The 26,592-nt window shown below is 48.2% G+C and carries 31 protein-coding genes; 13 read left to right on the top strand and 18 right to left on the bottom strand.

Annotated elements, in window-relative coordinates; all coding sequences use genetic code 11:
* Positions 1–22: 22 nt before the first annotated feature.
* The 3 genes from KNQ15_RS04560 (at position 23) to glpK (ending at position 2,927) form a co-directional block, all read left to right on the top strand.
* The gene (locus KNQ15_RS04560; RefSeq protein ID WP_047391185.1) at positions 23–493 is read left to right on the top strand and encodes a metal-binding protein; all 471 of its coding nucleotides are present in this window, start codon (positions 23–25) and stop codon (positions 491–493) included.
* A gap of 186 nt (positions 494–679) precedes the next feature.
* Positions 680–1,381: an MIP/aquaporin family protein gene (locus KNQ15_RS04555; protein ID WP_023467768.1), complete on the top strand. Its 702-nt coding sequence runs from the start codon at positions 680–682 to the stop codon at positions 1,379–1,381.
* Positions 1,382–1,424: 43 nt separating this feature from the next.
* The gene (gene glpK / locus KNQ15_RS04550; RefSeq protein ID WP_214728008.1) at positions 1,425–2,927 is read left to right on the top strand and encodes a glycerol kinase GlpK; all 1,503 of its coding nucleotides are present in this window, start codon (positions 1,425–1,427) and stop codon (positions 2,925–2,927) included.
* A gap of 188 nt (positions 2,928–3,115) precedes the next feature.
* On the opposite strand, the gene KNQ15_RS04545 is transcribed toward glpK, so the two are convergent.
* From KNQ15_RS04545 to dhaK, 4 genes are all read right to left on the bottom strand, one after another.
* Positions 3,116–3,580 carry a GNAT family N-acetyltransferase gene (locus KNQ15_RS04545; protein WP_214728006.1) on the bottom strand — a complete coding sequence of 155 codons (465 nt, stop codon included), beginning with the start codon at positions 3,578–3,580 and terminating at the stop codon, positions 3,116–3,118.
* Between the two features lie 132 nt (positions 3,581–3,712).
* Positions 3,713–4,081 carry a dihydroxyacetone kinase phosphoryl donor subunit DhaM gene (dhaM, locus tag KNQ15_RS04540; protein WP_214728004.1) on the bottom strand — a complete coding sequence of 123 codons (369 nt, stop codon included), beginning with the start codon at positions 4,079–4,081 and terminating at the stop codon, positions 3,713–3,715.
* Entirely contained in the window at positions 4,074–4,676 is a 603-nt protein-coding gene (gene dhaL, locus KNQ15_RS04535; protein WP_029341247.1) for a dihydroxyacetone kinase subunit DhaL, read from the bottom strand. The genes dhaM and dhaL overlap by 8 nt, the downstream gene beginning before the upstream one ends.
* 24 nt (positions 4,677–4,700) lie before the next feature.
* Positions 4,701–5,669, bottom strand: a complete 969-nt coding sequence (dhaK, locus tag KNQ15_RS04530) for a dihydroxyacetone kinase subunit DhaK (protein WP_035408722.1) — start codon at positions 5,667–5,669, stop codon at positions 4,701–4,703.
* A gap of 154 nt (positions 5,670–5,823) precedes the next feature.
* On the opposite strand from dhaK, the gene KNQ15_RS04525 reads away from it, so the two are divergent.
* Both KNQ15_RS04525 and KNQ15_RS04520 read left to right on the top strand, forming a co-directional pair.
* On the top strand, positions 5,824–6,525 hold the full coding sequence (locus KNQ15_RS04525; RefSeq protein ID WP_214728002.1) for an AzlC family ABC transporter permease: 702 nt from the start codon (positions 5,824–5,826) through the stop codon (positions 6,523–6,525).
* Positions 6,504–6,830: an AzlD domain-containing protein gene (locus KNQ15_RS04520; RefSeq protein WP_214728000.1), complete on the top strand. Its 327-nt coding sequence runs from the start codon at positions 6,504–6,506 to the stop codon at positions 6,828–6,830. Before KNQ15_RS04525 ends, KNQ15_RS04520 begins: the two co-directional genes overlap by 22 nt.
* A gap of 313 nt (positions 6,831–7,143) precedes the next feature.
* On the opposite strand, the gene KNQ15_RS04515 is transcribed toward KNQ15_RS04520, so the two are convergent.
* From KNQ15_RS04515 to hflX, 7 genes are all read right to left on the bottom strand, one after another.
* The gene (locus tag KNQ15_RS04515; protein WP_035398130.1) at positions 7,144–7,419 is read right to left on the bottom strand and encodes a GNAT family N-acetyltransferase; all 276 of its coding nucleotides are present in this window, start codon (positions 7,417–7,419) and stop codon (positions 7,144–7,146) included.
* Positions 7,394–7,594, bottom strand: coding sequence for a (4Fe-4S)-binding protein (locus tag KNQ15_RS04510; protein ID WP_251137587.1), 201 nt, complete (start codon positions 7,592–7,594; stop codon positions 7,394–7,396). The genes KNQ15_RS04515 and KNQ15_RS04510 overlap by 26 nt, the downstream gene beginning before the upstream one ends.
* Entirely contained in the window at positions 7,530–7,676 is a 147-nt protein-coding gene (locus KNQ15_RS17015) for a (4Fe-4S)-binding protein (RefSeq protein WP_353048887.1), read from the bottom strand. Before KNQ15_RS17015 ends, KNQ15_RS04510 begins: the two co-directional genes overlap by 65 nt.
* A 74-nt stretch (positions 7,677–7,750) precedes the next feature.
* Positions 7,751–9,097 (bottom strand): type I glutamate--ammonia ligase, encoded by a 1,347-nt coding sequence (glnA, locus tag KNQ15_RS04505; RefSeq protein WP_056060529.1) that lies wholly within the window; start codon positions 9,095–9,097, stop codon positions 7,751–7,753.
* A 45-nt stretch (positions 9,098–9,142) separates the two neighbouring features.
* Positions 9,143–9,541, bottom strand: a complete 399-nt coding sequence (locus KNQ15_RS04500; RefSeq protein WP_023467758.1) for a MerR family transcriptional regulator — start codon at positions 9,539–9,541, stop codon at positions 9,143–9,145.
* A 141-nt stretch (positions 9,542–9,682) separates the two neighbouring features.
* Positions 9,683–10,960 carry a methionine gamma-lyase family protein gene (locus KNQ15_RS04495; RefSeq protein ID WP_035408732.1) on the bottom strand — a complete coding sequence of 426 codons (1,278 nt, stop codon included), beginning with the start codon at positions 10,958–10,960 and terminating at the stop codon, positions 9,683–9,685.
* Between the two features lie 2 nt (positions 10,961–10,962).
* A complete protein-coding gene (gene hflX / locus KNQ15_RS04490) occupies positions 10,963–12,204 on the bottom strand; it encodes a GTPase HflX (protein ID WP_214727998.1) in 1,242 nt (413 codons plus the stop codon).
* Between the two features lie 139 nt (positions 12,205–12,343).
* Between hflX and KNQ15_RS04485 the strand changes: the two genes are divergently transcribed.
* Both KNQ15_RS04485 and KNQ15_RS04480 read left to right on the top strand, forming a co-directional pair.
* Positions 12,344–13,315, top strand: coding sequence for a site-specific integrase (locus KNQ15_RS04485; protein WP_214727988.1), 972 nt, complete (start codon positions 12,344–12,346; stop codon positions 13,313–13,315).
* A gap of 29 nt (positions 13,316–13,344) precedes the next feature.
* Positions 13,345–13,749, top strand: a complete 405-nt coding sequence (locus KNQ15_RS04480) for a DUF2283 domain-containing protein (protein ID WP_214727986.1) — start codon at positions 13,345–13,347, stop codon at positions 13,747–13,749.
* Positions 13,750–13,792: 43 nt separating this feature from the next.
* Here KNQ15_RS04480 and hfq read toward each other — a convergent pair whose 3' ends face one another.
* Together hfq and miaA are read right to left on the bottom strand one after the other, a co-directional pair.
* On the bottom strand, positions 13,793–14,041 hold the full coding sequence (gene hfq, locus KNQ15_RS04475; protein WP_023467753.1) for an RNA chaperone Hfq: 249 nt from the start codon (positions 14,039–14,041) through the stop codon (positions 13,793–13,795).
* Positions 14,042–14,089: 48 nt separating this feature from the next.
* Entirely contained in the window at positions 14,090–15,016 is a 927-nt protein-coding gene (miaA, locus tag KNQ15_RS04470; RefSeq protein WP_029341237.1) for a tRNA (adenosine(37)-N6)-dimethylallyltransferase MiaA, read from the bottom strand.
* A 506-nt stretch (positions 15,017–15,522) separates the two neighbouring features.
* Between miaA and KNQ15_RS04465 the strand changes: the two genes are divergently transcribed.
* Positions 15,523–16,050 (top strand): P-loop NTPase family protein, encoded by a 528-nt coding sequence (locus KNQ15_RS04465; RefSeq protein ID WP_214727984.1) that lies wholly within the window; start codon positions 15,523–15,525, stop codon positions 16,048–16,050.
* Between the two features lie 36 nt (positions 16,051–16,086).
* On the opposite strand, the gene KNQ15_RS04460 is transcribed toward KNQ15_RS04465, so the two are convergent.
* A complete protein-coding gene (locus KNQ15_RS04460; RefSeq protein ID WP_034785942.1) occupies positions 16,087–17,085 on the bottom strand; it encodes an ABC transporter permease in 999 nt (332 codons plus the stop codon).
* Positions 17,078–17,998 carry an ABC transporter ATP-binding protein gene (locus tag KNQ15_RS04455; protein ID WP_029341234.1) on the bottom strand — a complete coding sequence of 307 codons (921 nt, stop codon included), beginning with the start codon at positions 17,996–17,998 and terminating at the stop codon, positions 17,078–17,080. Before KNQ15_RS04455 ends, KNQ15_RS04460 begins: the two co-directional genes overlap by 8 nt.
* A 126-nt stretch (positions 17,999–18,124) precedes the next feature.
* Here KNQ15_RS04455 and KNQ15_RS04450 point away from each other — a divergent pair, with 126 nt between their 5' ends.
* Positions 18,125–18,889: an SGNH/GDSL hydrolase family protein gene (locus KNQ15_RS04450; protein ID WP_023467747.1), complete on the top strand. Its 765-nt coding sequence runs from the start codon at positions 18,125–18,127 to the stop codon at positions 18,887–18,889.
* Between the two features lie 38 nt (positions 18,890–18,927).
* Here KNQ15_RS04450 and KNQ15_RS04445 read toward each other — a convergent pair whose 3' ends face one another.
* Positions 18,928–19,278 carry a DoxX family protein gene (locus KNQ15_RS04445; protein WP_029341233.1) on the bottom strand — a complete coding sequence of 117 codons (351 nt, stop codon included), beginning with the start codon at positions 19,276–19,278 and terminating at the stop codon, positions 18,928–18,930.
* A 207-nt stretch (positions 19,279–19,485) separates the two neighbouring features.
* Here KNQ15_RS04445 and KNQ15_RS04440 point away from each other — a divergent pair, with 207 nt between their 5' ends.
* Both KNQ15_RS04440 and KNQ15_RS04435 read left to right on the top strand, forming a co-directional pair.
* Positions 19,486–20,616, top strand: coding sequence for a S1C family serine protease (locus KNQ15_RS04440; protein ID WP_214727982.1), 1,131 nt, complete (start codon positions 19,486–19,488; stop codon positions 20,614–20,616).
* A gap of 77 nt (positions 20,617–20,693) precedes the next feature.
* Complete coding sequence (locus KNQ15_RS04435; protein ID WP_214727980.1) at positions 20,694–21,941, top strand: lysine N(6)-hydroxylase/L-ornithine N(5)-oxygenase family protein; 1,248 nt, start codon at positions 20,694–20,696, stop codon at positions 21,939–21,941.
* Between the two features lie 57 nt (positions 21,942–21,998).
* Here KNQ15_RS04435 and KNQ15_RS04430 read toward each other — a convergent pair whose 3' ends face one another.
* On the bottom strand, positions 21,999–22,859 hold the full coding sequence (locus KNQ15_RS04430; protein WP_029341231.1) for a DUF4003 family protein: 861 nt from the start codon (positions 22,857–22,859) through the stop codon (positions 21,999–22,001).
* Between the two features lie 123 nt (positions 22,860–22,982).
* Positions 22,983–24,695: an ABC transporter ATP-binding protein gene (locus tag KNQ15_RS04425; RefSeq protein ID WP_029341230.1), complete on the bottom strand. Its 1,713-nt coding sequence runs from the start codon at positions 24,693–24,695 to the stop codon at positions 22,983–22,985.
* A gap of 195 nt (positions 24,696–24,890) precedes the next feature.
* Between KNQ15_RS04425 and KNQ15_RS04420 the strand changes: the two genes are divergently transcribed.
* Together KNQ15_RS04420 and KNQ15_RS04415 are read left to right on the top strand one after the other, a co-directional pair.
* Positions 24,891–26,324 (top strand): C40 family peptidase, encoded by a 1,434-nt coding sequence (locus tag KNQ15_RS04420; protein ID WP_214727978.1) that lies wholly within the window; start codon positions 24,891–24,893, stop codon positions 26,322–26,324.
* A gap of 88 nt (positions 26,325–26,412) precedes the next feature.
* Positions 26,413–26,592, top strand: a complete 180-nt coding sequence (locus tag KNQ15_RS04415) for a hypothetical protein (protein WP_029341228.1) — start codon at positions 26,413–26,415, stop codon at positions 26,590–26,592.

Below are 26,592 nucleotides of genomic sequence, written 5' to 3'. Positions count from 1 at the left end.
CAGTTACGACTGGTCTTTTTTCATGCCTTCAGGAAATGTACATGATACTGTCAATACCGTCGCACTGACGGGTTACGTTGCGTATTCGGTCGCAACGCAACAAACCGATTGGTTACCGACTGCCATCGGTATCGCTGTCGGTACCCTTTGGTTGTCACCCGACCTCGATTTAAAGTCAGAACCGTATTATCGCTTTGGACCATTTCGAGTCTTGTGGATGCCGTATGTCAAGATCATGCCTCACCGATCGATCTGGTCACATGGACTGATCATCGGAGACATCATCCGGCTTCTTTACAGTGCTGCGATTCTGATTCCGCTACTATTTTTAAGTCTATATTTTCAGGTTCTTGATTCTGCTACGATTGATTCGTGGTTCGCTTCCTTGCCTGCATTCGTCGTCGGTATCATGGTGGCAAGTACGATTCATATCCTACTAGATTATTCCAGCAGTTGGTTTCGACCTAAAAAAAGAAAAAAACGTCGTCGGTAACACCTCTTTTGCTTGCTCGCAGGCAGGAAGAGGTGTTTTCTTATCCACTTTTTCGTATCTTTAAACATCAAAATGAAAAATTTCCATTCCTATATTTCAATTATATGTATTGAAAACGTTCTCAATTCGGAGTAATTTAAAGTAGAAAGGCCATTATCTACTTTAATCCAAAGGGAGGGTTTTTGCATGAATAACTTTGTACTAGAAATGATCGGTACGATGATCCTCATCCTGCTCGGGGATGGAGTCGTCGCCGGTGTCGTCTTGAAAAAGACGAAATCGGAAAACAGCGGATGGATCGTCATCACATTCGCTTGGGGTCTTGCCGTCATGACAGCAGCATTCGTCGCTGCTGAAAGTGGAGCACACTTGAACCCCGCATTGACGATTGCACTTGCTTTGAACTCTGACCTACCGTGGGCAGACGTTCCGATCTACATTGCCGGACAACTTGTCGGAGCTTTCATCGGCGCCATTCTCGTTTGGCTTCATTACATGAAACATTTTGAAGCGACTGATGATCAAGCTGCAAAACTCGGTGTGTTCGCAACAGGTCCAGCGATTCGTCATACGCCGTCGAACTTGATTTCTGAGATCATCGGGACATTTGTTCTCGTCTTCGGTATCTTGGCACTTGGTTTAACAACGTTCGGAGATGGCTTAAAACCACTCATCGTCGGTTTACTCGTCGTCGTCATCGGTCTCTCGCTCGGTGGTACAACAGGGTATGCCATCAACCCGGCTCGTGACCTTGGACCGCGTATCGCGCACGCTATCCTACCGATTCCGAATAAAGGTTCATCTGACTGGGGCTATTCATGGATTCCTGTCGTCGGTCCGATCATCGGTGGAGCGATTGCCGTGTTCATCTATCAATTGATCTACTAAGATCACATCTCACTAACACATACCGCTCAAGGGGGATTTCGAAATGGAAAACAAGTATATCCTAGCACTCGACCAAGGTACGACAAGCTCACGTGCGATCATCTTCGATCACGATGGGAAAATCGTCAACTCGGCACAACGGGAATTCAAACAGTACTTCCCACAACCAGGCTGGGTCGAGCATGATGCAAACGAAATCTGGGGTTCGATTCTTGCCGTCATGGCCGAAGCACTCGGGACAGCAGATATCAAACCTGAGCAAATCGCTGGAATCGGCATCACGAACCAACGTGAAACAACAGTTGTCTGGAACAAAGAAACAGGCAGACCGGTCTATCACGCACTCGTTTGGCAATCGCGTCAAACGTCTGGTATCTGTGACGACTTAAAAGAACAAGGTTTGAACCAGAAGTTCCGCGACAAAACAGGACTTCTGATTGATGCCTACTTCTCTGGTACGAAAGTTAAATGGATCCTCGACAATGTCGAAGGTGCACGTGAGCAAGCAGAGAACGGTGAATTGCTCTTCGGTACGATCGATACGTGGCTCGTTTGGAAACTGTCTGGTGGAAAAACGCACATCACGGACTACACGAACGCTTCACGAACATTGATGTATAACATCTACGAACAAAAATGGGATGAAGAGTTACTCGATATCCTCGGTGTTCCTGCTTCGATGTTGCCAGAGGTTCGTCAGTCGAGTGAAGTCTACGACAAAACAGTACCGTATCACTTCTTCGGTTACGAAGTGCCAATCGCTGGTATTGCGGGTGACCAACAAGCAGCACTCTTCGGTCAAACGTGCTTCGAAGCGGGTGAAGGGAAAAACACATACGGAACAGGTTGCTTCATGCTCATGAACACAGGTGAGAAAGCTGTTTCTTCTGATCATGGACTCTTGACGACGATCGCTTGGGGCGTCGATGGAAAAGTGGAATATGCGCTGGAAGGTTCGATTTTCGTAGCTGGTTCTGCAATCCAGTGGCTCCGTGATGGACTCCGGATGCTGAAAAATGCGAAAGATTCAGAAGGTTACGCAACGAAAGTCGACTCAACAGACGGTGTTTATGTCGTTCCTGCCTTCGTTGGTCTCGGTGCGCCGTACTGGGATTCAGATGTTCGTGGCGCAATCTTCGGTTTAACACGAGGAACAGATAAAGAGCATTTCGTTCGGGCAACGCTTGAATCACTCGCTTACCAAACACGCGACGTGTTAACAGCGATGGAACAAGATTCTGGGATCGAACTGAAGACACTCCGTGTCGACGGTGGTGCTGTAGCCAACAACTTCTTGATGCAGTTCCAATCGGACATTCTCGGCGTTCCTGTCGATCGTCCAGAAATCAACGAAACGACAGCACTTGGTGCAGCCTACCTTGCTGGATTAGCTGTTGGTTACTGGAAAGATAAAGCGGAGATCAAACAACAATGGAAGCTGGATCACCAGTTCAAACCAGAGATGAAAGAAGACGATCGTGAACAACGCTATGCCGGATGGCAAAAAGCAGTGGAAGCGACAATGGTCTTCAAACCATCAAAATAAAACAATTGACCCGGTCCCTTTTGCAGAGGGACCGGGTTTTCACTGTCTTATAGAAACTACAATATAATCATTCTTCCAACACCAGACTCAGACTAGAATGTACCACCGCAGCACATACATCATAATTCTTTGTGCTACTCATTCGCATAGAAGAGTTCCCATGTATTCCCCTCAACATATAATGTGGATCACTCATTTTTCTCTAGCATGAGCATGTCGATTGCCTGTATTCCGTTCTCCCAGATTTCCTCTGGATACGACCGAAAAAAATCTTTTTTTATGTCGTATAGCCGGAAACCAAGCTTTTGGTAGAAAGCTAAATTATCAATACTCGAATTAGCCGTTCCTACGATGAAATGATGATACTCTTGTTCCTTATATTGTTCGAGCGTTAATGAGATGATCCTCTTTCCTAACCCTTGACCCTGGTGTTCTTTTTTGATGGCAACGTTTTTTATCTCCATTGTATCTTGATTAATTTTGGTCATAACAATAACACCTACTACATGCCCAGATGAATCTTCGAGATAATACAGGTCACCGTTAGGTAAGTATTCATAAATCTTATTGATAGATTCATCAGCCAGTAATAATAAGTGGATGAATGTCTGCTTTTTGATTTCAGTGTCTGCTTTCCTTAACGTATAACTCAAGAACTCACCTTATGGTTTACATTCTTTTACTATCCTATTTATGTACATGCATTATGATTACAATTTTCATACCACCATTTCATTCAGATATGAAAGAATCCCCATTGCATTGAAGCAAGGGGGATTTGATCCTTATTTGCTAAACTCTTTTTTCAATCCGTCTTCAATCTCATCAACGGATTTCGACTGCCCGCTAAGAACAGCCGCTAAAAACGCGCCTTCGACGAGTGGTGCGTCGATAAACCGAACCGTCCGTTCGCCACTATATAGTTCAAGGGCCAGTTCCGTGTTCATCGTCGCAGAACCGATATCCGTTAAAACGACTCCATCATCGTCCAGTGTATTTAGTGTTTCTTCGATTCGAGTCGCGTCCGTTCCGATGCTACCGTCCTCAAGACCTGCTGCTACTAAGACTGGCGTATCCGGCGCCATCTCTGCCAACAGTTCCTTTAGTCCAATCGCGAGCTTTTCACTATGGGAAACGAGTACAAGATTAACCATGAAGCACCTCCGCGATTTCGCCAAGTAACAACGCACTTGATAGACTACCTGGGTCCTGGACACCTTCCGTCGCTTCACCGAAATAAGACGCACGCCCTTTCGTTGCGATACGCGCTTTCGTATCAGCAAGCGCTTGATCGATTGCCGCTTTCAAATCCCCTTCTTGCGAGAGCGCCTCTTGGAACGGTGTCCAAATATCGACCATCGTCTTTTGACCGAATTCCGATTTTCCACGCGATTTGATGCCTTCCGTCGCTTCATGGAAAGCATCCGCGAGTTCTGCACCTTCGACTTCTGTTTTCCCTTTGAACGCACCAGCGAACTTAACGAATGCCGTACCGTACAAAGGACCGGATGCCCCACCGACCGTCTTGATCAGCGTCATCCCGACCTCTTTCGATAAAGCTCCTAAGTCCTCATACTCGCCGTGTTCTTCTAACGTCTTTTGGACTGCTTGGAAGCCACGTGACATATTGATCCCGTGGTCCCCGTCCCCGATTTCCCGGTCAAGGTCCGTCAATTCATCCTTGTGCTGTTCAATCTGTTCCGCTGCTTTGATGAGCGCGCTTCGTAACTGTTCCGTCGTCAACTTCATCTTTGTACACCCCGTTTATCTGAATTAGAATCCAATCGCTTTCGTTTCTGCATCGAGATATCCGAGCAGTTCATCATCCACTGGTAAGAGCGTGATTGAGAACCCGTGCATCTCAAGCGATGTCATATAGTTTCCAACGAATGAGCGGGCAATCTCGTAACCATGCGCCTCAAGTTCTTCCGCGACATATTTATACGTGATGTACAGTTCGGATTCTGGTGTTCCGCCCATCCCATTCACCATGACGGCGACTTTTTTGTCTGGTACTTCTTTTGTCAAACGATCGAGCAACTCTTTGACGATCGCATCAACGGAAGCGACTGCTTTTCGTTCAAGTCCTTTTTCACCGTGGATCCCGATTCCGATCTCCATCTCGTCATCATGCAACTCAAAGCCTGGCTTGCCGCTCTCCGGCATGTAACATGGTGAGAGTGCCATTCCAATCGAACGAACGCCCTTGATGACTTTTTCCGCAACTGCTTTGACTTCACTTAGTGATTTTCCTTCTGCCGCTGCAGCACCGGCAATCTTATGGACGAAGACAGTTCCTGCGACCCCACGACGATCCTCTTCCTTTTTGATCGCGATGTCATCATTAACGACGACCGTATCAACTTCAATATCCTCGAGTTCAGCAAGTTCCTTCGCCATATCGAAGTTCATGACGTCACCTGAATAGTTCTTGACGACGAGTAGGACACCTTTTCCCCCATGAGCTGCCTTGATGCCTTCAAGCACCATGTCGGGTGTCGGTGAAGTGAACACTTCCCCACAAACAGCCGCAGCAAGCATACCGTCCCCGACGAATCCAGCGTGTGCCGGTTCGTGACCGCTTCCCCCACCAGAGACAAGACCGACTTTTCCGTCCAGTGGTACTTTCCGCGCAACGACGTTAACACCTTCGACTTTTTTATACAAATCAGGGTGAGCAAGTACGAGTCCGTCGACCATGTCTGAAACGAACCGGTTTGAATCTTTCATTAATTTGTGCATGAAAAACGCTCCTTTACCTAACTGATTTTGCCGTACCACTTACTCTTTACCACCAAATCAAGTCGAGTATGTCGAAAAAAATGATGAAAATATTGACCAGTTGGTGACGATATACCGCACGAATGCTATGCTCTTAAAAAAGAGGAGGAATCGAATGTCATCAGCCTTTCAAGCAGGTGTCCGCGCCTGTCTACCCACCGTCCTTGGCTATATCGGCATCGGCTTTTCCGCAGGGATCGTCGGTCGTGCCTCCGGCTTATCCCCTCTTGAAGTCGGATTCATGTCCGTCTTCATCTATGCCGGCGCCGCTCAATTCATCATCACGAGTCTCTTGCTGTTGAATAGTCCCGCCTCTGCCATCATTCTGACGACATTCATCGTCAATCTCAGGCACTTGTTAATGAGTCTGACGCTCGCTCCGCACGTCGAGACACGCCACCTTCGTGATCGACTCGGTACCGGGACGTTACTGACAGATGAATCGTTCGCTGTCGCAATGAATACTGCGCAAAAAGGGAAGATCTCACCGTCCTTCATGCATGGCTTAAATCTGACCGCGTATCTTAGCTGGATTATCGCAACCGTTCTCGGTGCACTTGTCGGTAGCTGGTTTCCTGATCCCGAGCGCTTCGGTCTCGACTTTGCTCTGACGGCGATGTTCATCGGTTTATTGTACTTACAATTTGAAGGAGAACGTACCCGCATTGCCTTGAATAGTTGCCTCTTATTGATCGTCTTACTTTTGCTTTACATCACCATGCGCTACTTTTCTGCGGAAGTCGCCGTTCTTTGCGCGACACTCGGTGGCGCTAGTATAGGAGTCGTGATCTCACGATGGAAATCCGCCCAGAATTAATCGGTCTCTTTTTAGCTTGTGGACTCGTCACTTGGATTCCACGTATCTTACCGTTTCTCGTCCTTCATGGACTGACGTTACCGCGCCTTGTAACGGAATGGCTCTCGTTCATTCCCGTCTGCCTGCTTGGCGCCCTCTTCTTTCAAAATTTACTTATCGCGCAAGACGACGCGTTCCCGACGATTTCGACGCTTCATGTCTTCGCCGCCCTACCGACGATGGCAGTCGCGATTTTCAGTAAAAGTCTTTCTTGGACGGTCGTCACCGGTGTCGTCACGATGGCGTTTCTAAGGATTTATCTGTAAGCAAGTTATTCATCTTTAACATATTCCGGTAAATATTTTATGTTATCCTCAAAATGGAAATAAATGGATATTAAAGGAGGTGCTGATGTGCCGAACAAGTGGTTAATACCTTTTTTAATTTTATCGTGCGCTAGTTTTCTACTGTTAAATCAAATGGATCTACCTTATATGCTAAAACAAGGACTGGTCGTGTTGTACGTCATCGCCTATTTCGGTGCGATGGTTGTTTCTCGCAAAATGAAAGTCAGAGATCACAAACAATGACTCGAAAAAATCTCCTCTAGTCTTGAGAGACCGGAGGAGATTTTTATGATCACGTATTTGCTTGTACGTCCTGATAATCTGATTGATGTTCAAACTCTTTTTTCGCAAACGGACATAACGGCAGTAGCTTGACGTTTGCTTCCCGTGCCCAGTTGACGATCTCGGCAACGAGTTGTTCCCCAATCTGTTGGTTCCGGTGCGCGGGATCAACATACGTGTGATCGATGATCCACATGCCGTTGTTCGTATCGCTGTAAGTGATTTCTCCAATCACTTCACCTTCCTGATGGGCTTCGATTTTACGTTCCGCTCGTTTCAGCTCCATTTGCTTCCCTCCGTTCGTAAGATAAGGCGCCGCTTGGACAACCATCGACGACGCGCATGACGTCTTCCACCGGCGCCCCGTCCGCTTCAATCCACGGACGCCGTTTGACATCAAAGACGGTCGGTCGGTAGACTTCGTACACAATGACCGGAATGAATGCAGACTTCCGAATCAAAATAGACCGTGATCTCTTTGCCTTCATATCCTTTTTTCATGATGTATCGTCTCCCTTTCTTTGTACTCTTGTATCTTTCCATATCCTTGACTCAATCCCTGTCGACGACATGAAAAAAGCACTTCCAGACAAAAGTCCAGAAGTGCTTGAGTTGGATTAGAACAAGACCATGTACTGATCGCGTTCCCATTCCGTGACTTGCGTCCGGAACATATCCCATTCGATTTCTTTCAATTCAACGAAGTGCTCTGCGATGTGATCGCCGAGAGCATGCATGACGACGTCATCCGCTTTCAAGACTTCGAGTGCGTGGCTGAGTGTTGATGGAAGATCATCGATTCCGTTCGCAACGCGTTCCGGTTTGTCCATGACGTAGATGTTACGGTCGATTGGAGCCGGTGCTTTCAAGTTGTTCTTGATTCCGTCGAGACCTGAAGCGAGCAATGTCGCAAGCGCGAGGTACGGATTCGCTGCTGGATCGACTGAACGAACTTCGATACGAGTCGAGAGTCCACGTGCTGCAGGAACACGGACGAGTGGTGAACGGTTACGGGCTGACCATGCGACGTAGCAAGGCGCTTCGTAGCCAGGAACAAGACGTTTGTATGAGTTGACTGTCGGGTTACAAACCGCTGTGAAGGCACGTGCGTGTTTGAGGATACCTGCTGTGAAGGCACGTGCATCATCCGACAATTGCATTTCTTCGTTGCCTTCATCGAAGAAGACGTTCTCGTTGCCTTTGAAAAGCGACATGTTCGCGTGCATTCCTGATCCGTTGACTCCGAAGAGTGGTTTTGGCATGAATGTCGCGTGCAAGTTGTGCTTCGCCGCGATCGTCTTGACAACAAGTTTGAACGTTTGGATGTTATCCGCTGTCGTGATCGCATCCGCATATTTGAAGTCGATTTCGTGCTGACCTGGAGCGACTTCGTGGTGTGATGCTTCGATTTCAAAGCCCATGTTCTCGAGCTCGATGACGATTTCTTTACGGCAATTTTCACCAAGATCGACTGGTGCGAGGTCGAAGTATCCACCTTGGTCGTTCAATTCAAGTGTCGGACGACCTTTTTCATCTTTCTTGAAGAGGAAGAATTCTGGCTCTGGTCCAACGTTGAATGATGTGAAACCGAGTTCTTCCATCTCTTTAAGTACCCGTTTGAGCTGACCACGTGGGTCTCCTGCGAACGGCGAGCCATCCGGATTATGGATGTCACAGATTAAACGTGCAACTTTCCCTGTTCCATCTTCTGTCCATGGGAAGACGACCCATGTGTTTAAGTCTGGGAAGAGATACATATCTGATTCTTCGATCCGGACGAATCCTTCGATCGATGAACCATCGAACATCATTTTGTTATCAAGTGCTTTTTCCAATTGGCTTACTGGAATTTCAACGTTCTTGATCGTTCCGAGGATATCTGTGAACTGTAAGCGAATGAAGCGTACATCCTCAGCTTTAGCGATTTTCAAAATGTCTTCTCGTGTAATGTTGCGACGTGTCATGTGACAAATCCCCTCTCCGATTCGTTTTTATATGGTTACAGGTCCTTACTTGAAGAAACGCCCGAGCTCACCTTGGATGAGCGACGTCTTTCCATGTCGTCCTGCTTCCTTCAATTCATTTTTCAGGAGTTTATACAATTCGCCGTCAGATAGTTCCGGGCGCGTCTCGACGACGCTCTCCGCAACGCGTTCGCGTTTGACGAGATCGTTTTCAAAAATCAATTTGATCCCTGCGATATTCAGTCCCTGATCCAGGTATTCCTTAATCGACAACAGGCGATCGACATCGTTGAACGAATAGAGGCGACGCTTCGTCTCTGTCCGCTCCGGCTTAATCAGTCCCTGTTCTTCGTAATATCGGATCTGGCGGGCAGATAACGCGGTCAACTCTTGAACGACTCCGATGGGAAATAGTGGCTTGGACTGGCGTGATGAGTCTGCCATGTGGTTCCTCCTTTTTCCTTACTCCATGAGAATAAACCTCTGTCAGGCAACTTGTCAAGCGATGTAAGAAAAGTTAACACAACTTTTTTAATCACTTTACTCGAAGTCGTTCAGAGGTCGTTTTCACGAGATATGCTAGTATTAAACGTTTTTTTCTGGAATTAATTGTTTTTCCATCAAGTGATTGACGGCTGAGATGATCGCGATCTTGACGTGGCTATACGTTAAACCACCTTGGACGTATGCAGTATAGGGTGCACGGATCGGACCATCCGCTGACAACTCGATCGATGAGCCTTGTACGAACGTTCCTGCTGCCATGATGACATCGTCCGCATATCCCGGCATATAATCCGGAATCGGTAACGCATGTGCATTGACGGGTGAAGCAGCTTGGATCGCCTGACAGAAGGCAATCATCGGCTCCGGCGCATGGAACGAGACCGATTGAATCAAATCCGTCCGTTCTGCCGTATGGTGCGGTGCCGTGTCAAAGCCGAACTGACCGAGCATGCTTGACGTGAACATCGCACCCATCAACGCTTGGCTAACCGTATGTGGTGCCATATAGAAACCTTGATACATATCCGGAAGTGCGGATAACGATGGACCGGCTTCGGCGCCAATCCCTGGCGTCGTCATCCGGAACGATGCCCGTTCGATCAAGTCCGTTCGACCGACGAGATAACCGCCAGTCTTCGCAAGACCACCACCCGGATTCTTAATCAACGACCCTGCCATCAAGTCTGCCCCGACGTGCGTCGGTTCGATCGTCTCGACGAATTCACCATAGCAGTTATCGACGAAAATCAAGACATGGGGATGAGCGTCTTTGATGGCGGCGATCGCTTCACCGATTTCATTAACCGGTAGACTGCGTCGCGTCGCATACCCTTTTGAACGCTGAATCCCGACGACCTTCGTCTGCGGTGTGATCCGTTCGAGAACGGCCGGTACGTCGATCGTCTCGGCGTTTTTCATCTCGACGACATCATAGTGGACGCCCAGTTCCTTTAATGAACCGCGTCCATCACCACGAATTCCGACGATCTCTTCGAGCGTGTCGTATGGTTTTCCTGTAATATAGAGCAGTTCATCGCCCGGCAACAATAAACCGAACAATGCGATACCGATTGCGTGGGTGCCGCTGATGATTTGTGGACGACAAAGACCGGCTTCCGCACCGAAGACGTCGGCATAGATGCGTTCGAGCGTATCGCGTCCTTCATCGTTGTAACCATAGCCAGTTGACGGCATGAAATGAAAATCACTGACCTTGTGACGCCGAAACGCATCGAGGACACGGAATTGATTATATTCCGCGACCTCTTGCGCCTTCTTGACGTACGGAGCGATCTGTTCCTCCGCCCGGTCAATGAGCGGACGAAGCGTTTCGTAATGGGTTAATTCTGAAAACATGTTTACACCTCGTATTGTTTCAATGTCGCATATAGACGCGTATCTTTACGCAAGTAACCTTTTAGAATGACGGAACCATCTTCTTCGAACGATTCCTTCAAATTCATCATGACTTCCTTCGCCGGATTGTAATGGGCAAATCCGTCAACTGGAATGCGAATCTCGAGATACTCGAGGATTTCGCTGATTGACCGTTCGATCTCTTCGATCAAGCGCTCGATATCCTGCGGGTCAAGCGCAGAAATCAGCAGTTTTCCACCTGTGAACAAGCGGTTCAATTGATCCTTCTTGTTGTAGACTTCCAGTTGCGGAATGTCACCGGCACCGAGTTCATCGAGGACATCGTTCGTCGTCTGCATCTGATTCAAGTAATGCTCACTCGACGCATCAACGACATGGAGGATCAAGTCGGCTTCCAGCACTTCCTCAAGGGTCGAGCGGAACGCCGCGATCAACTTCGTCGGGAGATCTTGAATGAAACCGACCGTATCCGTCAGGAGGATTTGACCACCTTCCGGCAAATCGACTTGACGTGTCAACGGATCGAGCGTCGCGAACAGCTCATCCTTCTCGTATGTGTCGGCTTGTGTCAACCGGTTGAAGATCGTTGATTTACCGGCATTCGTATAACCGACGAGCGCGATTTGGAATGTCTGGTTCTCTTTGCGACGTTCCCGGTAACGGGCACGGTGCGCGACGGATGTCTCGAGTTGTTTCGAGATCTCATCAACGCGACGCCGGATATGACGGCGGTCCGTCTCAAGTTTCGACTCACCTGGTCCACGTGTCCCGATTCCGCCACCAAGACGTGACAGTTGTGTACCCTGCCCGGCTAGGCGTGGTAACAGATAACTCATCTGTGCCAGTTCGACCTGTAACTTCCCTTCGCGCGACTGGGCACGACCAGCAAAGATATCGAGGATCAACTGCGTCCGGTCAATCAATTTGATGGCTTCCGGGTCCGATAAGGCGATCCGGATATTCTTCATCTGACCGGGCGTGACCTCGGCATTGAATATGATTAAATCAGGTTCAAGTTCGTCTGCTAAAGCAACGAGTTCTTCAACCTTTCCTTTTCCGATGAACGTACGGCGATCAATCGCTTGTCGTTTTTGATCCAAACGACCGACGACGACACCATGCGCAGTCGTTACGAGTGCTTCGAGCTCCGCGACCGATTCTTCATAGACATGGTCCGGGACATCGGGGAGCTGGCAACCAACGACGATGACGCGTTCTGACATAATATCATTCCTTTCACGAGTAAAGACGTACTGCGCCCTTTATCATACCACAGGCACCGGTTCGTCTGAACTTTTTTGGACAGGAAACATTCGTTCGGTTTATGATGGAAGAAACACCATGAGGAAAGGGAGGAAAACGATGGCACGCGAACAGTCGTATACGCTTCCAGAGTTCATTGAACGCTACCTGTTTTATCTAACGACAAGTGGACGGCAACTTTCGACCGTCCGACGCTATCGCTATGATCTCATCGAAGTCCATCGCTATATGACCGATGTCGACCAACCACTCGAGACGATCGACGATTTCAAGGCGATTTCAATCGAGACGTGGAAGACGTTCATCAATGAGTACTTGATCGAAGAGAAACTCTACCAGCAAGCGACGGTCGCTCGAATCGTCACCGTCATCAATCAAGTCAATTACCAGATTCGGCAAACGAAAGCGAAGCTGATCGAATACGCACAACCGACGCACGAATTAACGGCAAAACACGTCGCTTCCTTCAAGGAATACGAGCAATTGGTGCGGACGAATCAATCTGATCGCGGCTTGACGGAACATCAATTGAAGGCACGTCCGTTTTTAATCGATCGAAACGAACTGATCCTTCGATTGTTTTATCGCTATGGCTTACGTGTTCATCATATCATTGGTTTGAAGATGCATGACCTCAATTTCGCCCAGCAAGAGATGACCGTTCATGATCGACTTGGCAATCGTTATCTGCTTCACCTCGAGTGGGAAGATCAAGACATCATGCTGCGTTACTTGAAGACGATTCCGGAGCCGGTCCGACCCCGTTATCACAGTACCGATCCCTTTTTTGTCGCCTTCGACTTCGCTCGGATGACATTCCGCTGGGTCTACAGCAAAAATGCACCGAAGCAATTGTCGATCGTCATGATTACGAAGATGATGCGTCAGCTGAATGAACGGTCCGATAACAAGCGGATCTTGACACCGTCGATGTTACGCAACAGTTTTATCCTGAAAACATATCAGGACGAGATGACGAAGGAAGAACGTCTGCAGAAGACATGCCTCTATAAGGATGTCTCGCTCCGACGTTATGAAGAGGCGGTCGAGGAACTGACACCGTTGTTGTAAAAAATTCATTAGACTTGGAAGTGACATGAATGACGATTCGAATGACTTATGATCAAAAAGCAAAAATGGGATATCTATATCTCTTCCCAGAAACATTTACTCCCGCAATTGAAGAAACGGACGAGCTAGAAGAAAATGAATTCCTCAACGTAGACGTTTATCAAGAGGGACGCATCGTCGGAATCGAATTTTTCAATGAAGAAGCGAATGTGATCCGCGCCGTCCATTCACAAGCATTCTTATACGCAGAACATACAGATCGTTTCTCGCTCCGATTGCAAAACACGATTCCGAAAAGTTCGTGTCACCTCCAAGGAGTTGCGTTCTACTTTGCTGAAACCGATCATACCGGATTCATCGGACTTGATATCCTTGACTTAGAACGATATCCTGTCGACGTTCTTCGTACGCTTGCTCAGCCAGCGTATAAATAATGAAGTGAACAAAAAAAGACGACCCCCCGGTCGTCTTTTTTACTTAGCGAGAGACTTCTTGTGTCTCTTCTTGCTCATATAACGTCACGTTGCGCGCTGGTGCGAACGTCGAAATCGCGTGCTTGTAGATCAACTGCTGTTTGCCTTCCGACTCCAAGATGACCGTGAAGTTATCGAATGACTTGATCAGCCCCCGTAATTGATACCCGCTGATTAAGAAAACCGTTGTCGGGACTGCATCTTTCCGTAATTGATTTAAAAAGACGTCCTGAATGTTGTATGTCGCTTTCATGATTCCCCGTGCCCCCTCTTTTTATCTGTTTCTGTCTTCGGGCAACTCTTATTTAACCGCTTTCAGAAACTCTACAGTTCTATCATAGATAATTTTGAACGTTTCTTCAAATGAAAACTTTCCCATATCCACCCAAACGCCATCAAATTGGTGACGGAACCACGTCAATTGACGTTTAGCGAAGCGTCGCGTGTTCCGTTTCAGCATATCGACGGCAGGATCGAGTGGTGCCCCGTCAAGGACCGGTAACATCTCTTTATAACCAATCGCTTGCAACGCCTTCGTCTGACGGTACCCTGCAGCGTCAAGACGCGCCACTTCCTCAAGAAGTCCACTTTCGACCATCATATCTACTCGCTGATCGATCCGATCATACAAGCGATCCCGGTCTTCCATGTGTAGGACGAACAGTAGACTCTCGTAAAGTGCAGGCTTACTACCGGTCGTTTGTGTCTGACCCGTCCGCGCGACCTCGATCGCCCGCACGACCCGCTGAATGTTATTCGGATGAATCGCTTCGGCACGCACCGGATCAAGTTCCTTCAACTGATCATGTAGCGCATTCGCTCCATGTGTCGCTGCATACGCTTCGAGTTCAGCCCGTAAGGCTGGATCTTCTGCCTGCTCGGTGAACTGATAATCATATAAAATCGAACGGATATAAAGCCCTGTTCCACCGACGATGATCGGTAACTTCCCCCGACTTGCGATCTCATCGATCGTCGCTCGGGCAACCGTCTGGAAACGCGCTACACTCATCTCATCATCCGGTGTAACGAGATCAAGCAGATGATGCGGCACCCCTTCCATCTCTTCGGTCGTCACTTTCGCCGATCCGATATCCATCCCTTGATAGACTTGGACAGAGTCTCCAGATAAGACTTCTCCGTTTAATCGCTTGGCTAGTTCAATGCCCGTCTTCGTTTTTCCGACTGCAGTCGGTCCGACGATGACGATGACTGGTTGTTTCTTCATTTTTCTTCACCCATTCTCTATCTTTTCATTCTGATTCGAGTGTACCACAGCCACTTACTCGGATTAAAAAAATCAACAAAAAAACCGCCCTCCTTAGACGGTTCACGTTTGCTCGTCTTATACGCGACGGATAAAATCGTCATAGATGGCACTAAAGATGCACCACCCACAAATGACGACGCCTGTCAGCATGATGCCCCAATCTGCCATGGTCGTTCCTCCTCTAGTCATCGTTATTCTCTCTTTTGACGGTTTGAACGGTTTGTAAACCCTTTCGAGCAGGTTTGACACCAATTCTTGGAATCAGTATGATAAAAGTACGATTGGTACGTAGCGCGGAAGCTGACCTGCATCGGCTTCCTATTAGAGGCACTGCCTCTCGATTCCATGTCTTGTGCTTGCACGAGGCGACATAGGAAGAATTCGTTCTTCCAAGCGACAGGTCCGGCATCATGCCCGGGCCTGTTCTGCGTGCCGATACATTATTTCGAAAGGAGCCGATTATCGTGCGTATTCAAATCATTGGTGGATCAGGTACCGGAAAAAGTACACTGGGCGCCTTCATCGGGAAAGCTGAACAGATTCCCTGGATTGATACAGACCATTATCTTTGGAAAGATACGACGTTCACTGAAAAGCGAGACGTCTCCGAGCGATTTTCCATGTATGAAGCAGATCTTATGTCTTACAACGATTACATCGTCTCCGGTTCTGTCTTCGCCTGGCATCCGGACGGTTTCATCAATCGGGACTTGCTTGTCTTCCTGTCGCTCGACGAATCGGTTCGGATGGAACGTCTCATCGCACGCGAAGCAGCACGATACCCAGATTTTACAGGCTCCAATGAATTCCTTGACTGGTGCCGGACGTATCACACGGCGACGGACCCATCGATGATCGGTACGTTCGCAGAACACCAGTATCAAATGGACCGGTCAATTTCCCCGATTCTCATAGTAGATGCTTCGTTATCGACACAACTTCAGTATCAAAAAATAATCGAGACATACGATCGTTTGTCGCTTCATCCATGAAAAACGGGTCCCCCTCTATAGGTGGACCCGTTCGTCTTAATACATATCTTTTTGTGTGAAGTTCCAGAACGCAACGACTAGTGCCGCGACCGTCCAACAACCGAGGACGGCAAGGGAGAACGGAAGCGTCATCCCTTCGATCGGTGGTGCTTGTCCATCGAGATAGTTGATCAGTCCGAAGTTGACGTTGACGAGATATTTCGAGCTCGTCCAACTTGAACCGAGTGTCGTCAGTAACGTACCGGAAATCAAGACTGCCATCATGATCCCAATCCCTGTCGCTGTGTTTTTGACGAGAACAGAGACCATCAAGGCAATCGTTCCAACGACAGCTGTAACGATCCACGCTAGACCGACTGCCATCAAGAGGTACTCCCACATCGGTAACGTATGCACGAACTCCGTCGAGAACGTACCGCTCGGTGAAGCTTGGAAACCGGTCAAGATCGGTGCGGTCCATCCGTCATAGCCGAGGACGATCCCGGATATCGCGTAACAGACGGCGACGGTCAATGCCATCAGCATCGACGTATAGAGTAACACCGTCAACCATTTCGCCATCAGGATCTTCCAGCGCCGGACTGGTCGCGACAGTAGCGTCTTGATCGTTCCGTCATTTTGCTCCCCACTGACGATATCCGCCATGATGACGATGATGAACAGCGGTAAGATCAGCGTCAATCCTTGCGAGAAGAAGATTCGGATGAACGTCGGGGCTCCCGGATAGTTCGGGTTGATGTCGTTATCGAGATAATATTGATTCTGTTTTAGGTCAAACTCAAGGAACTGACGGAACTCATCTTGAATACTGCTGGAAGCAAGACGGTTCTGCGTGTCGACGATGTCTTGTTGTAACTCAACCCGCCAATCGAGCGTTCCTTGCTTTTTGATTTGTTCCTGGATGTCTCGGTACTGTGCGTACGTAAACATCGAGACAAGGACGATCAAAATGATCGCAACGACAGCAAAACGACGTTTTGAAGCGATTTTCGTCACTTCATTTCGAACGAGACCGATCATGTTCGGATTACGCAATGTGATCGCCTCCCGTTAACGTGATGAACAGATCTTCGAGCGTTTGGACTTTCCGTTCAATCGTCCAGACTTCGACACCTGCTTCGAGCAACTGTTTGTTGAGCGCTGGTGTCTTGCTTGCATCCATCAAAGTATGAACCGTATTCGCATCGACGACTTCGGACACTTGGACTTGATCCGATGCTGATAAAATCTCATTTGCCTTAAAGGCATCATCGACACGCCAGTCAACGCCTGGTGCGAGCGACTCGACCAGTTCCTTGACCGTTCCGACTTGAACGATTTTGCCATAACTCATGATCGCAACTCGATCGGCAAGCATTTCGATCTCAGCCAAGATATGACTCGAGACGAGGACCGACAGTCCCGTTTCCTCGACGAGCCGGCGGATGAATTGACGTAAATCCCGAATCCCCATCGGATCGAGACCATTCGTCGGTTCGTCGAGAATCAAGACGCTCGGTCGTCCGAGTAATGCTTGTGCGATTCCGAGACGCTGCCGCATCCCGAGCGAGTATGTCCGGACTTGATCATCAACACGCGCCGTCAAATCGACGAGATCGATGACTTCCTGAATCCGGGCATCATCGACATTCGGTAACATCCGGGCAAAGACTTGTAGATTTTCGCGACCCGTCAAATACTTATACAACTCTGGATTTTCAACGATCGAGCCAATCCGCTCCATCGCTTGGACGAACTGTTTGCGGACGTCGAAGTCACAGACCGTGATTTTACCGGACGTCGGTTTGATCAAGCCGACGAGCATCCGGATCGTCGTCGTTTTTCCTGCCCCGTTCGGTCCAAGGAAGCCAAAGACTTCACCTGGTTGAATCTCAAACGAGATATTATCAATGATCGTCTTTTTTCCGATCACCTTTGTTACACCTTCTAATTTCACTGTTGGTTTCACGTCTCTCACCTCTTATTGTCTATTCTAGCGGAATAATGAATCATTTGACTTGTCAGAACACTTCATTTCCGCACATTCTTTCAACTTTTGCTACAATCAGGTTAGAACCTAGAAGGAGGAACGTTCATGAAGCGATTACGCTGGCCCCTGTTTTTAACCGTCTCACTCGTTTTGACGGCAATCTTTGGATACGGCTTCGTCAGTGCCTATAGTGACGTCGTCAACCCACCAAAACGTGCCGTCCTGACACCTACGAAGGAAGAGCCTGTCAAAAAAGGCGGGACGTACGTCGCGCTTGGTGATTCCTTGACACGTGGTGTCGGAGCATCAAACGGCAATAGTTACGCCGCGATCGTCGGACGCGATCTTGTCAAAGATAACACTGTCGAGCGCTTCCAGAATCTTGCCGTCAGTGGTGCCCGGACGGAAGATTTACTGAAACAACTAGAACAAAAAGAAGTCTTACGTTCAATCAAACAAGCAAAAGTCATCTCGGTGACGATTGGCGGAAATGACTTATTCAACCGTGGTGAAGGCGTCGCGAACTTCAATGCGAAGAAGACAGCCGAAACCGTCACGACGGCACAAGCGAACTTGAAAAAGACGTTCAGTATCCTACGAGAACAAAATCCGGATGCTGTCATTTTCTACGTCGGGCTCTATAATCCTTTCCGTGCGACGGAAAACGGTGAAGCATTCGATGCTATCGTACAAGATTGGAACGCAAAATCACGGACGCTCGGTATCGAGTACGATGTCGAGATCATCGACACATTCAATCTCGTGCGTGACGTCAAACGCGATTTGTCGAGTGACCAATTCCACCCGAACGATTCTACCTACGAAGAGATTGCAAAAGCTTCCTTACTTGCTGTCAACAAACGTTTCTAACAATAAAAGCCGCCATTTAGGCGGCTTTTTGTTCCGATTCATTTCAGACGTTTCGCAAGAGAGACGAGCCCCCATTGGAGCGGCAACCGTGTCCAAAGCAACCAAGACGGAAGACGTTTCCCATTAATCGGCTTCGGATTGACTGCCATGTTGACGTTTGCGGGTAAGACAGCATATAAGAAGGCAGGAAGAGTCTTACGAACGAGGTGCACCCCTTTTCCTGTCAACAACATGACACCGTAAGCGATTTCGATGACCCCTGTCACTTGGACGAAGAAGCGCTTGAACGGAATGAACGACGGCATGATGCTGACGAACCCTTTTTCATTGCGGAAATGACCAACTCCCGCAAACAGTAATCCTGCTCCATAGACTAGACGCAATAGCATTATGTTCCACACTCTCTTTCTGTTAATGAAATATATGTTCGAGACAGCTTCAGTGTATCGAAATGACCTGATTATCTCAACTTTTAGAAATTGTCGTCGAATTATGGGGAATGATGAGTCATTTCGGAATGTCTCCCGTAATCAGAGAAGAGGTTGCTTCATTTGCTATGATGAAGTCAGAAATCATACAGAGAGGAATGATGACTTATGGCTGGAAAAACGAAAGCACTTTTACCTGGATTGACTGGAGGCATCATCGGCGCGGTCTTGACGGCTACGGTTGCCTTTCCGATCCTACTCGATCAAGAACAACAAGTCGCTGATACACCACTATCAAATGGTATGCCCAAACAAGTCTCAACGACGACGAATGATCCGGTGACGAACGCAGTCGCCACGGCTCAAAAATCCGTCGTGACCGTAACGAACTATCAAGCGGGCAACTCAATGTCGCAACAAGAAGCAGCGGCTGGTTCAGGGTCCGGTGTCATCTATAAGAAAGAGGACGGCAAAGCATACATCATTACGAACCATCACGTCGTCGACGGGGCATCAAAACTCGATGTAACGTTGAATGACGGCAAGACACTCTCAGCCAAGTTGCTTGGTAGCGACGAAACCTATGACTTAGCTGTGCTTGAAGTTGACGCAAGCGATGTTCCGGGTGTCATCACACTCGGAAAATCAGCGGACTTAAAAGCCGGACAAACCGTCCTCGCAATCGGTAACCCGCTCGGTGAGTTCCAAAACTCCGTCACACGCGGAATCGTCAGTTCGAAAGACCGGACCGTACCGGTCGATACGAACAGTGACGGACAAGACGACTTCAATACGACGGTCATCCAGACCGATGCTGCCATTAACCCCGGGAACTCGGGTGGTGCCTTGATCAATGAACAAGGACAACTCGTCGGAATCAACTCGATGAAAATCGCTGAGTCTGGTGTTGAAGGCGTCGGCTTCAGTATCCCGATCGATGATGCATTACCAATCCTCAAACAGCTTGAAACAAACGGTAAAGTTGAGCATCCGACGCTCGGTGTGTCCTTACAAGACGTCGCGGCGTTCCCTGCCGGTTATCTAAACGATCAAGTCAAACTACCAGACAGTCAAAAAACAGGTGTCGTCGTCATGTCGGTCGAACCGAACAGTCCAGCTGCTGCGGCTAAACTGAAAACAGGTGATGTCATCACGAAAATCAATGACTCCGAAATCAAAGCATTCGTTGATATCAAAACGGCACTGATCAAATCAGATGGACCGCTCTCCTTGACGATCATCCGTGATGGGAAAACGATGACGGTCGAAACCAAAACAACGACAACCGACCAGCTGTAAAGCTTCAGCCTGACGTTTCGTCCGCCTTCCTTTTCGGGTATTGTTTTAGAACAATATCGAATTGGGAGGCTTTTTCTATGTATGACTTAATCGGCATTGGCATTGGTCCGATGAATTTAGGATTGAGTGCACTTGCGCATCCGACAGATTTAAAGACGTTATTTTTTGACGAAAGCGAACAATTTTCATGGCATCCCGGCATGATGATTCAGGACTCGATGATGCAAACAAGCTTCATCTCCGATCTCGTCACACTCGCCGATCCGACAAGTTCGTTTTCCTACCTCAATTACTTACGATCGATTCACCGTCTCCACACGTTTTACTTCTATGAAAAACTTCTGATCTCAAGACAAGGTTACAACGATTACTTACGCTGGGTCGCGACACAACTTGAAGATCTCCGCTTTTCGACGCGCGTCATCGACGTGCAAGACACCGGTGATAGTTTTGAAGTCCTCGTCGAAGATGTCTCAACCGGCAAACGCGAAACGTTCGAAGCACGAAACGTCGTCATCGGCACTGGTTCAAAACCCGTCATCCCGGATACGTTTGACGAACGCGTCATCCACAATACGCAATATGTCATGAACAAGGCAGATTTACTTCAGCGCAACAAAATCAGCATCGTCGGCTCCGGTCAAAGTGCCGCCGAGATTTTCCTTGATCTCTTGACGACGCCTGCTCCAGAGCGTCCTGAACTCGAGTGGATCGCGCGTTCGACACTGTTTGAGACACTTGAGACCGGCAAACTCGGAGAAGAAATTTTTTCACCGAGCTACGTCACGTATTTCAACCAACTTCCACTCGAAGTACGACAAGAGTCGGTCAAGAAGTTTGCCCGCTCTCAGAACGGTATCAGTCCGGAGACACTTCAATCAATCTATGCCCATCTCTATGATTTGACGGAAGAGGAACAACGACAGGTCGCGATCCGCGCGAATCTCGAAGTAAAAGAAATCACCTATGATGAGCGGTTCACGATTGCGATGCAACATCAAGAACTTGAGGACGAGCGCTCGTCTGTAACAGATGCCGTCATTGCAGCAACTGGTTTTTCGCCATCCCTTCCGAGCTTCATCGACCGACTTGATATTGTATTCGAAGCACCGAATGCCTGGAAAGTCGATGCCGACTACCAAATCGTGCGTTCGGTCGAGACAGCCCATCATCTTTACGCAACTGCTAATTTAGAGCTGTCACACGGTCCGGCTGCGGATAATCTCGGGATGTCCGTCTCGCGGAACCAGTTGATCTTGAACGCTGTCGCCGGTACGGAACTGTATCCGGTCGAACGACATGCGACGTTTACGACGTTCGATTAAGTCACTAAACCAAACGAACGAGGAATGGCGCGCGCCACTCCTCGTTCGTTTTTCGTTTTACGGTTTTTTCGTCAACTCTAGTGCAGCCAGCAATAGCAACGTGGCTTGAACTCGTGTCACACCCGTTTTAGCAAGCAACAAATGAAAGGCAATCAACCAGTTGACTTCGTCTGAAAATCGATTCCGTGCCCGCTCCCGGTCGACAATCCGAGTCACATAAATCCAGTCGACACGTTCCATTGTAGGCAGTAACGCAAGGATTGGCATCAAGCGATCCCAGATGATGATTTCTCGCCGCTCTAACAGTTCCCGCCACGCAATGATTCGTTCCTGTTGCGCTGAAGGATCTGGATGCGCCGCTAAGATTTGCGCTGTAATGACACGTTCACTCGTCCGTTCCATATATTGCGCGAGCCATTCTTCCGATGTATTGACCCGCTCTAGAAATTCCTCTGGTAATGGCTGCTGTTCAAGCAAGGTCGATGTCACGACGTACTGCTTTGCTGCATTCAAATGCGGGCGTGTCGCATGCAATCGTTCCATGTAAGGGAACGCATCAATTCCTTGTCGCCGATTCAATACTTCGTTGAGCGCAAAAAATGGACGAACCCCTTTATCACGAATCAGGCGATGTTTAATTTTCTTTTCCGCAACGATGATCTCTTCGATGAGAACATCGGGATCCGTGCTATTCAATTGAACATGGGCGACAAGTAACGGCGTATAACGGCTCCGAAGCGCTGAAAAACGCGATGTCTTGTGTTTGATTGTCCGCATCAATCTTTCATATACAGTTTGTTCAAAGACAGTATCATGAATCGTGTAGGACAATGCAAAAAAACGATGGAAATCATGTGACGTCTCTTCCCGCAAGACGGGATAACTCTCATCATAGTTCTCACAGAATTGACCGTACATCCTTCCACCTCGCCTTCTTTTCTATAAATCGTTTTCCCTAAAATTAGCATACACAATCTTATTTTTGAACGAACAAAAAAAGCAACGGAACATGTCCATTGCTTTCCATTCTTTCAAATCGATTCAAACTCGTTGTCTCTCTAACAACCGGGAGAAATAACCACCTTGATCCATCAGTTCGTCATGCGAGCCTTCTTCGACGATGCCGTCCTTCGTGACGACGAAAATCTTATCTGCATTCCGGATCGTCGCTAAACGATGGGCAATGACGAGCGTCGTCCGGTTCTCGGACAACTCGGCGAGCGATTCTTGGATCAGTGCTTCCGTTTCCGTGTCGAGCGCCGACGTCGCTTCATCGAGAATCAAAATCGGCGGATTCTTAAGGAACATCCGTGCAATGGCAAGTCGTTGCTTCTGCCCACCCGATAACTTGAGTCCCCGTTCGCCGATTTGTGTCGCATACCCATCAGGCAGATCCGCGATCATCGGACCGAGATGGGCACGTTCTGCCGCTTGCACGATGTCTTCGTGCGTCGCATTCAGGTCACCGTAGGCGATGTTTTCAGCGATCGTCCCTGAGAACAAGAAGACATCCTGCTGGACGATCCCGATTTGTTGTCGCAGAGACTCCTTCGTCATCTGCCGGATATCGATTCCGTCAATCGTGATTGCGCCATCTAGAACATCGTAAAAACGTGGAATCAACGAACAGATCGTCGTCTTCCCTGCCCCTGATGTTCCGACGAACGCGACTGTCTGACCCGGTTCGACCGTCAGATTGATATTCTCTAGAATGAGACGATCGGCTTCATAACCGAACGCCACATCCTTGAATGTGATGCCACCGTTCAACCGATCAACGACGAGTGCGTCTGGCGCATCCGGAATCGATGCATCCTCATCAATCATCGAGAGGAAGCGTTTGAAGCCAGCCATCCCTTTTGGATACATCTCAAGTAATGCGGTGATCTTGTCGATTGGCTTCAGCAGGATGTTCATATAAAGAATGAATCCGACGAGTTCCCCTGCCGTTAAAGCTTCGCGATACGTCAAGTAGGCACCGACGACTAAGACGGCAAGCGTCATCACACGGGTCGTCAAGTAGATGCCGGATAGACTCTTACTCATGACCTTGTAGGCATTGATCTTCGACTGCCGGAACGTCGCGTTGTCTTTTTCAAAACGCTCGATTTCGTAAGCTTCGTTTGTGAATGACTGAACGACACGGACACCAGAGACACTGTCCTCGACGCGTGAATTGACTTCCGCGATGTTGCCATACATCCGGTCCCATGATTTATTCATCCGGACGTTCGCATAACTGATCAGCCAGATCAGGAATGGTACGGCGATGATTGTCACGAGCGCGAGTGGTACGTTGATCGTCAACATGATCGAGAATGCACCAAGCAATGTCATGACGGCAATGAATGCATCTTCCGGACCGTGATGGGCAAGTTCCCCGATATCAAACAAATCATTCGTGATCCGACTCATGATATGACCCGTCTTCGTATTATCGAAGAAGCGGAACGACTGTTTCTGCACATGGCTGAACAGTTGACGACGCATATCGGTCTCGATATTGATCCCGAGCTTATGTCCAAAATAGTTGACGACGAACTGCATCAACGTGCTGATGATGTAGAGTGCTAATAGTCCGACGCTGACGAGGATGATCCAGTTCATCTCACCGTTTGGCAACAAGGAGTCGATGAACCATTGGACAGCGAGTGGAAAAGCAAGTTCTAAAACCCCGACGAATAAGGCAGATATGAAATCGAGCCAGAATAATCGTTTGTGCGGGATATAATACTGATAAAAACGGCGTAACATGTGTAGCCTCCTTCCGAGTACTTCTAGTGTACTTGAACTTTTTTGAAAATACTCATTCTACCTATTAATTTTTTGAAAAACGGTATTACAGTTTTCCAGACAAAAATTATATTTTTAAATCAGGGGAATCAGCGCTTTTTATGACAAAATGGTAACAACGATTTTTACCTATCTATTTGGAAGGAGCTATGTCACGTGAAAAAGACTGTTCTCGCCCTCACGACGCTCGCTTTGATCGGTACCACGGTTCCGGTTTCAGCCGCGTCAACGACACTGACTTTGACGGATAACGTCAACATTCGCACGGCTGCCTCGACTTCCGCGAAGGTCATCACGACGCTAAAAAAAGGTACGAAGCTGACAGCTGTCAAGAAAGTCAACAGCTGGTATGAAATCCGCTATCAGTCCAAACCAGCCTTCATCACTTCAGCATATGTCAAAGCGACGACGGAAAAGGCTCCAACAACTACGACCTACATAACGAACACCGATGCCGTCAACATTCGCCAAAAAGCAACGACGAGTTCGAAATCACTCGGAAAACTGGCAAAGAACACAATCTTATCTGTTAAGAAAAAAACAGGAGATTGGTACCAAATCACGTATAAAAAGCAAACGGTTTACGTCCATGCGACGTTAGTCAGCAAAAAGACCTCGAACGTCACGACGGACTCCAAGCCACCAGCGACGACTCCCGTCAAAAAAGTCGTTAAAGCGGTTGATCGATCGAAAGTCTACACGGTCAATGCGAAGGAAGGCTTGAACGCACGGACTGCTGCAGCGACGAACGCAAAAATCTACAAGACATTACCGCATCAGACGGTGCTCGATGTCACAGGTGCCGTTGATTCGTGGTACCAAGTCAAGCTTGACGGAAAAGAAGCATATGTCGCTTCGACCTATGTCAAAGCTTCAACAAAAGCATCACCACCAACAACACCGACGACTCCCGGAGTCTCTTTGACGCCAGTTGATGCCTCGAAGACGTATCGCGTCAATGCACCAACCGGGCTGAACGTCCGCACATTGCCTTCGACGTCGTCTAAAGTCTTCACACAAGTCGGACACGGTTCGACAGTCAATGTCACAGGTGAAACGACAGGTAAAGATAGCGGCTGGTACCAGATCAAGATCGGAACGGGTCTCTACTATGTCGCGAAGAGTTACATCACGACGGGATCCGTCACGACGACGCCTCCGGTCACTCCGACGACACCTCCTGTGACGACCGTTCCTGGTTCGACATTGATGGAACGTGCCATCTCGATTGGTCAACAATATCTCGGTACACCATACGTCTGGGGATCAAGCAGCCCCGTTAATGGTGGATTCGACTGCTCTGGATTCATTAACTATACGTTGAATGCCGCTGGCTATGCAGTCGGACGAACGAACGTCAACGGCTACTGGAACGATGATCGGTACCTCGGAGCGAAGTTATCAAAATTACGTCAACCGAAGCGCGGCGATATCATCTTCTTCGAAAACACATATGCTGCTGGTCCGACGCATATCGGAATCATGCTGAACAACGATCAGTTCATTCATGCCAATACACCGGCACTCGGCATCAGCCGTGTATCGGAACGTTACTGGACACAAAAACTGTTAGGGTTTAAATCACTTTAAACATTTCCTCATCCATCCCTTAGGATGGATGTTTTTTGTCTTCTCACTTTACTTTGGGATATACTGGATATGGAAAGGATGTGTCTGCATGTCTTATAAAACACTTTATGTTCGGCTCCTCTTTCTTGCCTTATTGATTTTTGGTGGCTCGATGATCTTGCATTATATCCAGACGGGAGACGTCTATGTCGGTCACTTGATTGTTTCCGTCGTCGCATGCGTCTTATTGATCTTCAGAAGAACGACATCCTCACACGAACAGGCATGA

The organism is Exiguobacterium sp. s168, assembly GCF_018619035.1.
In the GTDB taxonomy this organism is placed as follows: Bacteria; Bacillota; Bacilli; order Exiguobacteriales; family Exiguobacteriaceae; genus Exiguobacterium_A; species Exiguobacterium_A acetylicum.
The sequence above is the reverse complement of the archived record's forward strand: the minus strand, read 5'-3'. Positions and strand labels throughout refer to the sequence as shown.